Source organism: Methylobacterium sp. 22177, assembly GCF_052045615.1.
GTDB classification, from domain to species: domain Bacteria; phylum Pseudomonadota; class Alphaproteobacteria; order Rhizobiales; family Beijerinckiaceae; genus Methylobacterium; species Methylobacterium radiotolerans.
Genome location: NZ_JBQEPK010000002.1, coordinates 243,204 through 254,323, shown reverse-complemented (window position 1 = coordinate 254,323; position 11,120 = coordinate 243,204). Strand labels below are relative to the sequence as shown.

General features: G+C 73.0%; 10 protein-coding genes. 7 read left to right on the top strand and 3 right to left on the bottom strand.

From position 1 onward, the window contains the following. Positions 1–2: 2 nt before the first annotated feature. The gene (locus tag ACTJK8_RS03555) at positions 3–2,381 is read right to left on the bottom strand and encodes a bifunctional diguanylate cyclase/phosphodiesterase (protein ID WP_440761542.1); all 2,379 of its coding nucleotides are present in this window, start codon (positions 2,379–2,381) and stop codon (positions 3–5) included. A gap of 224 nt (positions 2,382–2,605) precedes the next feature. Between ACTJK8_RS03555 and ACTJK8_RS03550 the strand changes: the two genes are divergently transcribed. Further along, a complete protein-coding gene (locus tag ACTJK8_RS03550) occupies positions 2,606–3,022 on the top strand; it encodes an EVE domain-containing protein (RefSeq protein WP_012318730.1) in 417 nt (138 codons plus the stop codon). 27 nt (positions 3,023–3,049) lie between these two features. Here ACTJK8_RS03550 and ACTJK8_RS03545 read toward each other — a convergent pair whose 3' ends face one another. Then, positions 3,050–4,585, bottom strand: coding sequence for a sensor histidine kinase (locus tag ACTJK8_RS03545; protein WP_029361125.1), 1,536 nt, complete (start codon positions 4,583–4,585; stop codon positions 3,050–3,052). A 284-nt stretch (positions 4,586–4,869) separates the two neighbouring features. On the opposite strand from ACTJK8_RS03545, the gene ACTJK8_RS03540 reads away from it, so the two are divergent. The 5 genes from ACTJK8_RS03540 to ACTJK8_RS03520 all read left to right on the top strand — a co-directional run bounded on the left by ACTJK8_RS03540 (position 4,870) and on the right by ACTJK8_RS03520 (position 9,507). Then, the gene (locus ACTJK8_RS03540) at positions 4,870–5,325 is read left to right on the top strand and encodes a (2Fe-2S)-binding protein (protein WP_012318732.1); all 456 of its coding nucleotides are present in this window, start codon (positions 4,870–4,872) and stop codon (positions 5,323–5,325) included. Between the two features lie 59 nt (positions 5,326–5,384). Then, a complete protein-coding gene (locus tag ACTJK8_RS03535) occupies positions 5,385–7,580 on the top strand; it encodes a xanthine dehydrogenase family protein molybdopterin-binding subunit (RefSeq protein ID WP_012318733.1) in 2,196 nt (731 codons plus the stop codon). Positions 7,581–7,717: 137 nt separating this feature from the next. Beyond that, positions 7,718–8,335 (top strand): uracil-DNA glycosylase family protein, encoded by a 618-nt coding sequence (locus tag ACTJK8_RS03530; RefSeq protein ID WP_012318734.1) that lies wholly within the window; start codon positions 7,718–7,720, stop codon positions 8,333–8,335. Positions 8,336–8,405: 70 nt separating this feature from the next. Further along, on the top strand, positions 8,406–9,098 hold the full coding sequence (pyrF, locus tag ACTJK8_RS03525; RefSeq protein ID WP_182177640.1) for an orotidine-5'-phosphate decarboxylase: 693 nt from the start codon (positions 8,406–8,408) through the stop codon (positions 9,096–9,098). Positions 9,099–9,162: 64 nt separating this feature from the next. Continuing rightward, on the top strand, positions 9,163–9,507 hold the full coding sequence (locus ACTJK8_RS03520; protein ID WP_012318736.1) for a DUF1330 domain-containing protein: 345 nt from the start codon (positions 9,163–9,165) through the stop codon (positions 9,505–9,507). Positions 9,508–9,552: 45 nt separating this feature from the next. Here the strand turns inward: ACTJK8_RS03520 and ACTJK8_RS03515 are convergent, their stop codons facing one another. After that, positions 9,553–10,182, bottom strand: a complete 630-nt coding sequence (locus tag ACTJK8_RS03515) for a TetR/AcrR family transcriptional regulator (protein WP_012318737.1) — start codon at positions 10,180–10,182, stop codon at positions 9,553–9,555. A gap of 152 nt (positions 10,183–10,334) precedes the next feature. On the opposite strand from ACTJK8_RS03515, the gene ACTJK8_RS03510 reads away from it, so the two are divergent. Continuing rightward, positions 10,335–11,105 (top strand): SDR family NAD(P)-dependent oxidoreductase, encoded by a 771-nt coding sequence (locus tag ACTJK8_RS03510; RefSeq protein WP_440761541.1) that lies wholly within the window; start codon positions 10,335–10,337, stop codon positions 11,103–11,105. Positions 11,106–11,120 lie beyond the last annotated feature (15 nt).

Sequence of the window (11,120 nt, the reverse complement as noted above, 5' to 3'; positions counted from 1 at the left end):
CCTCACGCCGCCGAGGCCGCCGGCCCCGGCGGGACGCCGCGGGCGTCGCCGTGGGTGTGGGTCGAGAAGCGCGCGATCGGTGCCGGCCGGCCCAGCAGGTAGCCCTGGGCGAGGTGGCACTGCTCGTCGGCCAGGAAGGACAGCTCCTCGGCGGTCTCCACGCCCTCCGCCACCACGGCGAGCCCGAGGCCGCGTCCCAGCCCCAGGACGGAGCGCACGATCGCGGCTCCCTGCGGGTTGCTGTGGACCGCCTTGATGAACGAGCCGTCGATCTTGATCCGGTCGAACGGGAAGGAGCGCAGGTTCGACAGCGACGAGTAGCCGGTGCCGAAATCGTCCATGGCGATGTGCACGCCGAGCGCCTTGAGCTGGCGCAGGGTGAGGAGCGCCCGGGCCGGGTCCCGGATCAGCGCGGTCTCGGTGATCTCGATCTCCAGGCGCTCGGCCTTCAGGCCGGATTCGTACAGGGTGCCGTGGACGAACTGGACGAAGAGCGGATTGTGGAGCTGCACCGCCGAGACGTTGACGGCGATCGCCAGCGGGTTCGGCCAGCCGGCCGCCGCCCGGCAGGCTTCCCGCAGCACCCAGGCGCCGATCTCCAGGATCGCCCCGGTCTCCTCGGCGATCGGCACGAACACGGCCGGGGAGATGCTGCCCCGTTCGGGATGGCGCCAGCGCAGCAGCGCCTCGAAGCCCGTGATCGCGCCGGACTCGATCTGGGTCTGCGGCTGGTAGACGAGTTCCAGCTCGCCCTTCGCCACAGCGTGGCGGAGGTCGTGCTCGAGCTGGCGCCGGTCGCGGATCTGCGCGCCCATGCTGGCGTCGTAGCGCCGGCAGGTGCCGCGCCCCTCGTTCTTGGCCCGGTAGAGGGCGGCGTCGGCGTGGCTCAGCAGCGCGCGCTGGTCCGCGGCGTCGTCGGGATAGACCGCGATGCCGATGCTGGTGGCGATCACCGGGCCGGAGGCGGCCGGCACCGCCGCCAGGGTGGCGAGGATCCGCTCGGCCAGCCGCTCGGCGGATCCGTCCGCCTGCGGCGTCAGGATCGCGAACTCGTCGCCGCCGAGGCGCGCCATCAGCTGCCGGGGATCGAGCAGGCTGCCGACCCGGAGCGCGAGGTCGCGCAGCATCGCGTCGCCGGCCGCGTGGCCGAACAGGTCGTTGACCTCCTTGAAACGGTCGAGGTCGAGGCACAGCACCGCGAGCCGGCCGCCCAGGGCGTCGGCGGTGCGCATCTCGCGCTCGAGCCGCGCGTGGAAGCTCGTGCGGTTGGCGAGGCCGGTGAGCGCGTCGTGGTGGGCGAGATAGTGGATCTCGCTCTCGGCCCGGCGCCGGGCGCGCAGGTCGCGCACCGCCACGGCGTGGTGCGGCAGCCGCCCGTACTCGGCGACCGGGCGCATGATCACCTCGACCGGGATGGGGGCGCCCCCTGCCGGGACGAGCTCGGTTTCCAGGGGCTGGTCGGCCGTCCCGGTCCCGGACACGAGGTCCGGCAGGTAGGCTGTCAGGCTCCGGCCCGTCAGGAGGGCCGCCTCCAGGCCCGCGAGCCGGGCGAAGGCCTCGTTGGCGCTGACGATCTCGCCGCCGCGGCAGACGACGAGGCCCTCCACGGCCGCGTTGGCGAGGCTGCGCAGGCGCTCGCGCTCGAGATCGGCGCGGCGGCGCTCCCGCAGGTCGACCATCAGGGCGGCGCCGGCGAGCAGCAGGATGAAGCAGCTCGCCACCGCCACGGCCGCGGCGAGCCACCCGGTCCGGATCGCGCCGGTGGGGATCGCCACGGTGGGGTCGGGATGGAGGGTCACCGCGCCCATGCCGGTGAAGTGGTGGGCGCAGATCGCCAGGATCAGCAGCGCGACGCCGCCGTACCGACCCCGGACCGTGGTGGCCGACAGGCCGACCACCAGGGCGGCGGCGCCCAGACCCGCGCCGAGGGCGACCGAGACGACGACCAGCGCGGGATTCCAGACGAGGTGTCCCGCCACCTGATAGGCGGCCATGCCGGTGTAGTGCATCGTCGCGATGCCGCCGCCGACCACGGCGCCGCCGAGACCCGCCTGGATCGCCCGGCCGGACGCGGCCAGGGCGAAGCCGAGCCCCGTGATCGCGACGGCGTCCACGTAGGAGAGGAGCGTCAGCCCGACGCCGTAGCCCGAGGGCAGCCCCGGCTCGAAGGCGAGCATCGCCAGGAAATGCGTCGCCCAGATCCCCGATCCGCCGGCGGCGGCGGCCACCGCGAGCCAGACGTAGCGGCTGAATCCGCCGGCCCGGCCGGCATGGATGAGCAGCTCGATCGCGGTGGCGCTCGCCAGCGTGCAGACCAGGGCCGCGAGGGCCACCAGCCACAGGTTGTGTTCCCCGACGAAACAACCGACGACTGCGAGCATCTATGCAACCGAGAATTGGTAGTTGATGATTTGTACGGCTATTGGCATGCAGAATTTAATATTTACCCAAGAAATACGATAGAAGATCTGCGGCGTTTGACGCGGGTTCTGCTTGGCCGGCGGTGCCGCGCGCGGCCGGGGCCGGGCCGGCCTGTCCCGGAGGGCCGAAGCTGGGCTATGGCGGGGCGCGCCGCCCGACCGGGCGGTCCACTGGGACTTCAGCGATGGCGTACTGGCTGTTCAAATCCGAGCCCGCGACTTGGTCGTGGGATCAGCAGGTCGCGGCCGGGGAGGCCGGCACGTACTGGAACGGCGTGCGCAACCACCTCGCCAAGAAGCAGCTGATGGCCATGCAGGTCGGCGAGCGGGGCTTCTTCTACCACTCGAACGAGGGCAAGGCGGTGGTCGGCATCGTGGCGGTGATCCGCGCCTACTATCCCGACCACACGGACGAGACCGGCCGCTTCGGCATGGTCGACGTCAAGGCCGTGCGGGCGATGCCGAGCCCGGTGACGCTCGAGGCGATCAAGGCCGACCCGGCGCTCGCCGACATGGTGCTGGTCAACAATTCCCGCCTGTCGGTGCAGCCGGTAACCGAGGCCGAGTGGGCGCGGGTCTGCGCGCTCGGCGGTCTCGGCTGAGCCGCGGCGCGCCGCCCGACGGCCGGCTCAGGCCGCGCGGTTGAGGGGGCCGCGCACGGGGCCCACGAAGTCCGGCTCGACCTCGACCGGCGGCAGCGTGTCCATGACCCGGGCGGCCGGCAGGGTCACCACCACCTCGGTGCCCTCGCGGGGCTTGGAGGACAGCTGGAACTGCCCGCCGTGCAGCTCCACCAGCCCCTTCACGATCGGCAGCCCCAGGCCGGAGCCCTGCTCGGCGGTCTTGATCGCGAGCGAGCCGCGCCCGAACGAGGACAGGACCGTGCCGAGCTCGTCCTCGGGGATGCCCGGGCCGCTGTCCTTCACCGACACGTACTGCCCGCCGGAGGCGGTCCAGCCGACCTTCAGCCAGATCTCGCCGCCCGGGGGCGTGAACTTCACGGCGTTCGACAGGAGGTTCAGGACGATCTGGCGCAGCGCCCGCTCGTCGGCCCAGAGCCGCGGCAGCGAGCCGTCGACGAGGTCGTGGAAGGTCTGGTTCTTCGCCTTGGCCCGCAGGCCCATCATGTGGCGGCACTCCTCGACCACGTGGGCGAGCTGCACCGGCTCCTCGTTGAGCTCGTAGCGCCCCGCCTCGATCCGCGACAGGTCGAGGATCTCGTTGATCAGGTTCAGGAGGTGCATCCCGCTGTCGTGGATGTCGTGCGAGTACTCGCGGTAGGACGGCGCCGTGTGGGTGCCGAACACCTCGTTCTTCATCACCTCCGAGAAGCCCAGGATGGCGTTGAGCGGCGTGCGCAGCTCGTGGCTCATCGTGGCCAGGAACCGCGACTTGGCGAGGTTGGCCTCCTCGGCCCGGCGGCGGGCCTCGTCCGAGTTGGCCTTGGCCTGCTCCAGCTCGCCGAACACCGCGTCCTTCTCGGCGCGGGAGCGCAGGGCGCCCACCGTCGAGGTGTAGAGACGGCGGGACAGGCCGAGGAAGAAGACCTGCGCGCCGCCGGCCATCACCACCAGCATCAGCAGGTCCATCCCGCGGGAGAAGGCCGCGAGCGAGGCGGTGGCGAGGGCCAGCGGCACCAGGGCGGCGACGGCGGCGAGCGGCACCGTCGCGGCCAGCATGGTTGTGACCGCGGAGGCGATGACGAGGCCGAACAGCGCGAAGGTCCAGCCGCCGGTGGTGCCGAGCCCGATCATCGCGGCCCACGACAGGCTCTGCAGCACCTCGCCGACCAGGAAGCGGCGCCGCCAGCGGGCGAGCGGGATCGTCGCCGGGTCGGCGCGGAGGAAGCGCCGGCTCAACGTCGTGTTGAGCGTGATCATGAGGAAGACGCCGAGCGCCCAGGCCGCCGCCACCGGCGGCGCGATCCAGAAGGTCGCCGCCGCGGCCAGCGCCGCCGCGAACCCCGCCAGCGGGATGCCCGCCCCGGCCCGGTACTGGGCGTAGTGGCGCAGCAGCTCGTAGTCGAAGGCCCGCTCAAGTCCGGTCTGCGAGGTCAGCTTCTCGCGGGCCGAGCGGATCTCGCGGGCAACCCCGAGGCGGCGCGCCGCCTCCTCCGTCGAGGGGCCGCGACCGCGCTGGACCATCTCGACGGTGAGATCGGACATGCGCTTCTTGAAACTCGGCTCGAATGCGCGGACGGGCGGCGGTGGCTGGGAAGCACTCCGTGAGGATGGGGTGGATGTGTTAAGAAGCGGCTGCCGACATCCCTGCAATCTTAAGCATCGCGGGCTGTATCGAGGCTGTCGTGCCGCCGGATCGGCGTGCGGTGCCGCACATCGTGTCCGGGCCCGCACTCGCTATCCTGGTGTGCAGGCCCGCTTGCCCGAGCGCGGCCGCACGCCGCGGTCCGGGGCGCCCGGACACGCGCGTCGAGAGAGGGTCGCCGACCATGCCGAATCTCACCGTCAACGGCGTCACGCACGCGATCGACGCCGATCCCGACATGCCCCTGCTCTGGGTGCTGCGCGACCGGCTCGACGCCACCGGCACCAAGTACGGCTGCGGCATCGCGCAGTGCGGCGCCTGCACGGTCCACCTTGACGGCCAGCCGGTCCGCGCCTGCCAGACGCGCCTGGGCGATGTCGGCACCGCGCAGGTCACCACCATCGAGGGCGTGTCGGGCCGGGTGGCCGAGGCCGTCCAGGCGGCCTGGCGCAAGCTCGACGTGGTCCAGTGCGGCTACTGCCAGTCCGGCCAGATCATGTCGGCGATCGGCCTGCTCTCGGGCAACGCCAAGCCGACCGACGCCGACATCGACGGCGCCATGGACGGCAACATCTGCCGCTGCGGCACGTATCAGCGCATCCGCGCGGCGATTCACGAAGCCGCGCGCAGCCTCGCCTGATCCGTCCCGGCGCCCACCTTCCCGCCCTCCCCCGCGGTCCCGACCGGAGCCTCGCCGCCATGCTGAACGCCCGTCGACCGAGCCCCCTGCCCGCCCGCCCCAGCCGCCGCGGCCTGCTGGCCGGCGCCGGCGCCCTCGTGGTTGCGTTCCGGCTCGACCCGAAACCCGCCCGCGCCGCGCCCGGCCCGAACCTCGCCGACGTGAAGGCGCAGCCCAACGCCTTCGTGCGGATCGGCGCCGACGACACCGTCACGGTGGTGATCAAGCACCTCGACATGGGCCAGGGGAACACGACCGGGCTCGCCACGATCCTGGCCGACGAGCTCGGCGCCGACTGGGCGAAGGTCCGCACGGAGTTCGCGCCCGCCGACGCGGCGCTCTACAACAACACCCTGATGGGCCCGATCCAGGGCACCGGCGGCTCGACCGCGGTGGCCAATTCGTGGTTCCAGCTGCGCAAGGCCGGCGCGGCCGCCCGCGAGATGCTGACGGCCGAGGCCGCCTTCCGCTGGAAGGTGCCGGTCGCCGAGATCACGGTCGCCGACCATCTCGTGCGCCACGCCCCGTCCGGCCGGCAGGCCCGGTTCGGGGAGCTCGCGGCCTCGGCGGCCTCCCTGCCGGTGCCGTCCGAGCCGCGGCTCAAGGACCCGAGCGAGTGGACGCTGATCGGCCAGAAGGTGCCGCGCCTCGATTCCGTCGCCAAGACGAACGGCACGGCGGTCTACTCCCTCGACATCCGCCGCCCGAACCAGGTCACGGCCGTCGTGGCCCGGGCGCCGCGCTTCGGCGCCACCGTGAAGAGCTTCGACGCCGCGGCCGCCCGGAAGGTCGCGGGCGTCCTCGACGTGGTGCAGGTGCCGACCGGCGTGGCGGTGATCGCCCGCGACACGTGGTCGGCCATGAAGGGCCGCGAGGCGCTGACCGTCGCCTGGGACGACAGCACCGCCGAGACCCGCTCGTCCGACGCGATCCTCGCCGAGTACCGCGAGCGGGCCAAGAGTCCCGGCCTCACCGCGTCCGAGCGCGGCGACCCGCAGGCGGCCCTGAAGGGCGCCGCCAAGGTCGTCGAGGCCGAGTTCACCTTCCCCTACCTCGCGCACGCGGCGATGGAGCCGCTCAACGCCACGATCGAGCGGGCGGCCGACGGCGGCTACGACGTCTACGCGGGCTTCCAGTTCCAGACCGTCGAGCAGGCCACCATGGCGGCGATCCTCGGGGTGACGCCCGACCGGGTCCGGCTGCACAGCAACTGGGCCGGCGGCTCCTTCGGCCGCCGGGCGACGCCCACCGCCGACTACCTCGCGGAGGCCGCGACCGTCCTCAAGGCGTCGGGCGAGAAGGCCCCCGTGCACCTCGTCTGGACCCGCGAGGACGACATGGCCGGCGGCTATTACCGCCCGACCGTGCTGCACAGGGTCCGGGCCGGCATCGACGGCAAGGGCGCGGTGGTCGGCTGGGACCACGTCATGGTCGGCAAGTCGATCATGATCGGCTCGCCCTTCGAGGCGATGATCGTGAAGAACGGCGTCGACTCGACCACCGTGGAGGGCGCCTCCGACACCGCCTACGCGCTGCCGGCCTACCGCTTCGGCGTCCATAACGGCCGCGAGGGCGTGCCGGTCCTGTGGTGGCGCTCGGTCGGCCACACCCACACGGCCCACGTGATGGAGGTGATGATCGACGAGCTGGCCCACGCCGCCAACGTCGATCCGGTGGCCTACCGGCTGTCCCTCCTGACCCAGGCGCCGCGGCTCTCCGGCGTGCTCAAGCTCGCCGCCGAGAAGGCCGGCTGGAGCGCCAAGCCGCAGGAGCAGGGGCGCGGCCTCGGGGTGGCGGTCCACGAATCCTTCGGCTCCTACGTCGCCATGGTGGCCGACGTCACGGCGCGCGACGCCGCGATCCGCGTGAACCGGATCGTGGCGGCCGTGGATGTCGGCGTGCCGGTCAACCCGGACGTGATCCGCGCGCAGGTCGAGGGTGCGGTCGGCTTCGCCCTGTCGGCGGTGCTGCGGAACCGCATCACCCTCAAGGAGGGCCACGTGCAGGAGCACAATTTCGACGCCTACGAGCCGACCCGGATGAGCGAGATGCCGAAGGTGGAGGTGCACATTGTGCCGAGCCAGGTGGCGCCCACCGGGATCGGCGAGCCGGGCGTACCCGTGCTCGGGCCGTCGATCGCCAACGCGGTCTTCGCCGCGACCGGCCGGCGCGTGCGCTCGCTGCCCCTCGACCTCTCGGGCGTGAAGGGCGCGTGAGGAAACGCACGTTCCGATCGCGCGCATCGGCGTAGGACGGAGGGGCCTTCCCCCCAAGGCAAGAGACCCGACTGACGACGGCGCGGCGCGACACCGCGCCGTTTCTTTTTCGGGCGCCGCGACGCCATCTCCGGGGCATGCCCGCCTTCGACGACACCGCCGCGCGCCTGCGCGCCTGCCGCCTCTGCCGCGACAGCCCGCTCTACGGGCCGCCCCTGCCCCAGGAGCCCCGCCCGATCGTCCAGGGTTCGGCCACGGCGCGCCTCTGCATCGCCAGCCAGGCGCCCGGCACCCGGGCCCACCGCACGGGACAGCCCTTCACCGACCCGTCCGGGGTGCGGCTGCGCGCCTGGCTCGGCCTCGACGAGGCGCGGTTCTACGATCCCGCCCGGGTGGCCATCGTGCCGATGGGGTCGTGCTTCCCCGGCCTCGACGCCAAGGGCGGCGACCGGCCGCCCCGCCGGGAATGCGCCGAGCGCTGGCGGGCGGAGCTCTTCTCCGGCCTGCCGGAGCTGGAGCTGATCCTGGTGATCGGCCAGTACGCGCAGGGCTGGCATCTCGGGCGGATGGAGGGCGGCCTCACCGGGACGGTGCGGCGCTGGCGGGAGATCCTGGCCGAGCCGCGCCGCCCCCGGGTCCTGCCCCTGCCCCACCCGTCCTGGCGCAACAACGGCTGGCTGAAGCGCGAGCCCTGGTTCGAGGCGGAGCTGCTGCCGGTGCTGCGCGCCGAGGTGGCGCGGGTGATGGCGGGGTGAGGGGCCGTGCCGGCATTGACGTCGCCGGCGTTCCGCGGGATCGCTGCCGCGACCCCCGAAGGACGCGCCGATGACCGAGATTGCCGACCCCCGCGACCGCCTGATCGTGGCCCTCGACCTGCCGAGCGTGCAGGCGGCCGAGGCGCTGATCGACCAGATCGGCGACGCCGCGACCTTCTACAAGATCGGCTACCAGCTCGGCTACGCGGGCGGCCTCGCCCTGGCCGAGCGGCTGGCGGCCCGCGGCCTCAAGGTCTTCCTCGACCTGAAGCTCCACGACATCGGCAACACCGTCGAGGAGGGCGTGCGCTCGGCCTCGGGCTCGGGCGCCACCTTCCTCACCGTCCACGCCTACCCGCAGACGATGCGGGCGGCGGTCCGCGGCCGGGGCGCGGGGCTCAGGATCCTCGCCGTGACGGTGCTCACCTCCTACGACGATGCCGACGCCGCGGAGGCCGGCTACGGCCTGCCGGTGGCGGAGCTCGTCGCCAAGCGCGCCGCCCAGGCCGCCGAGATCGGCATCGACGGCCTCGTCTGCTCGGCCGCCGAGGCGGGCTCGGTCCGTCGCATCGTCGGGCCGGACAGGCTGATCGTCACCCCGGGCATCCGCCCGGCGGGCGCCGAGGCCGGCGACCAGAAGCGGGTCATGACGCCGGGCGATGCCCGCAGGGCCGGGATCGACCACGTGGTGGTCGGCCGCCCGATCACCGGTGCCGCCGACCCCCGCGCGGTCGCGCAGGCGATCGTGGCGGACCTCGCCTGACCCGGACAGGGATTGCCTTCGCGCGGGCCGGATCCACTTCGCTCCGCAGGGCAGGAGACGCAGCATGACGAAGGGCTACTGGATCGCGCGGGTCGATGTCCGCGACGCGGAGGCCTACAAGGATTACGTGGCGGCCAACGGCGCGGCCTTCGCCAAGTTCGGCGGCCGCTTCCTCGTGCGCGGCGGCGCCCACGCGGCGGTGATGGGCCCGGCCCGGTCCCGCAACGTGGTGATCGAGTTCCCGAGCTACGCCGACGCCCTCGCCTGCTGGAACTCCGACCTCTACCAGGCCGCCAGGGCCAAGCAGCGCGGCGGCGTCGAGGCCGAGATCCTGGTGATCGAGGGCTATGACGGCCCGCAGCCCAGCGCCTCCGAGCCGGCGCCGGAGGCGGGACCGGCCTCCGAGTAGCCCGCGGGGCAAGGGGCGGAACCCGAGAGGGGCGGCCCCGGCGCGCTACGACAGGGGCCTGCGCGGCGCGAGGCTCCGCAACAGGAACGCGGTCATCGCCGCCATGGGCGGCACCGGCTGAAGGGTGGAGCAGCCCACCAGCAGCGGGTGGGTGTAGCGGGCGATGGCGACGTGGATGCAGGCGGCCGCCTCGGCGGGATCGGCCGCCTCGAACTCGCCCCGCGCCACCCCGTCGCGGATGATCCGCTCGAACCCGGCGGTGATCCGGGCCACGTGGTGGCGGCAGACGTCCCAGCTCTCCGCCATCGCCGCCTCGATCATCTCGTGCAGGCGGGGAAACGTCTCGCAGCGCCGGGTGCAGTCGCGATGCAGGGCCTCGATCGCCGCCGCGAGGCGCGCGGCGGCGTCGAGGCCGGGCCGGTCGGCGATGCCGAGGATCACCGCCTCGCTCTCGCCGATCAGCCGCTCCAGCACCGCCTCGTTGATCGCCTTCTTCGACTCGAAGAAGCGGTAGACGTTGGCCGGGCTCATCTTCAGCGTCCGGGCGATGTCGGCCACGGTCGTCTTCTGGTAGCCGATCTCCCGGAAATACGCGTCCGCCGTCGCGAGGATGCGGCTCCGCGTGTCGGGCGCGCACTCCTCCGCGAGCGAGGGGATCGTAACTTCCAGGGACATGCGTCCTCACTAGGCCATGCGGAGGCGGAGCGTCAAAGACGCGAACCCGGATCGGGTTCCCCTGCGGCGGCTGCGCGCGCCCGGAACCGGCCCCGGCGACACCCATTGCCCAGGCACCCGGCCGCGACGGCGGCGCCAGCGAGAGATCCGCGATGAGCTTCACCGACACCCGTGCCCTGGTCACCGGGGCCGATTCCGGCATCGGGCAGGCGACCGCGGAGCTGCTCGCCCGCGCGGGCGCCGACGTCGCCATCACCTATCACAGCGACGCCGACGGCATCGGGGAGACCGCCGCGCGGGTCGAGGCCGCGGGCCGCCGGGCGCTGGTGCTCCAGCTCGATGTCGGCGACCCGGCGGCGGTCACGGCGGCCTTCGACCGCATCGGCAGCGAGTTCGGCACCCTCGACATCCTCGTGGCCAATGCCGGGCAGGCCATGAGCGGCATGCCGGTCGCCGAGATGGACGACGCGGTGCTGGAGCGGATCCTGCGGGTGAACCTCATGGGGCCGCTGTTCTGCGCCCGCCCCTTCATCCGGATGCGCCGGGCGCAGGGCGGGAACGGCAAGATCGTGTTCGTCTCCTCCGTGGCCCAGCACCTGCCGACGCCGGAGAGCGCCCCCTACGGCATGTCGAAGGCCGGGCTCGGCTCCCTCTGCCGGTCGCTGTCGCGGGAACTCGCGGAGGACCGGATCAACGTCAACAACGTCGCCCCGGGCCTGATCGAGACGCCGATGACCGCCGACCGGTTCGAGAAGCGGGAGGTTCTCGACCAGTCTCTGGAGCGGATCCCGTGGCACCGGGCCGGCGAGCCGGAGGAGATCGCCCGGGCGATCCTCTACCTCGCCTCGGACGACGCCGCCTACGTCACCGGCCACACCCTGGTGGTCGACGGTGGCCTGACGATGCAGTGGGGGGGCGCCTGAACGGGGCCGGAACGA

Excerpts from the sequence above, each read along its gene's own strand:
- ACTJK8_RS03535 (WP_012318733.1), top strand. The coding sequence starts at position 5,385 with ATGCTGAACGCCCGTCGACCGAGCCCCCTGCCCGCCCGCCCCAGCCGC.
- ACTJK8_RS03520 (WP_012318736.1), top strand. The coding sequence starts at position 9,163 with ATGACGAAGGGCTACTGGATCGCGCGGGTCGATGTCCGCGACGCGGAG.
- ACTJK8_RS03550 (WP_012318730.1), top strand. The coding sequence starts at position 2,606 with ATGGCGTACTGGCTGTTCAAATCCGAGCCCGCGACTTGGTCGTGGGAT.
- ACTJK8_RS03510 (WP_440761541.1), top strand. The coding sequence starts at position 10,335 with ATGAGCTTCACCGACACCCGTGCCCTGGTCACCGGGGCCGATTCCGGC.
- ACTJK8_RS03515 (WP_012318737.1), bottom strand. The coding sequence starts at position 10,182 with ATGTCCCTGGAAGTTACGATCCCCTCGCTCGCGGAGGAGTGCGCGCCC.
- ACTJK8_RS03530 (WP_012318734.1), top strand. The coding sequence starts at position 7,718 with ATGCCCGCCTTCGACGACACCGCCGCGCGCCTGCGCGCCTGCCGCCTC.
- pyrF (WP_182177640.1), top strand. The coding sequence starts at position 8,406 with ATGACCGAGATTGCCGACCCCCGCGACCGCCTGATCGTGGCCCTCGAC.
- ACTJK8_RS03555 (WP_440761542.1), bottom strand. The coding sequence starts at position 2,381 with ATGCTCGCAGTCGTCGGTTGTTTCGTCGGGGAACACAACCTGTGGCTG.
- ACTJK8_RS03545 (WP_029361125.1), bottom strand. The coding sequence starts at position 4,585 with ATGTCCGATCTCACCGTCGAGATGGTCCAGCGCGGTCGCGGCCCCTCG.
- ACTJK8_RS03540 (WP_012318732.1), top strand. The coding sequence starts at position 4,870 with ATGCCGAATCTCACCGTCAACGGCGTCACGCACGCGATCGACGCCGAT.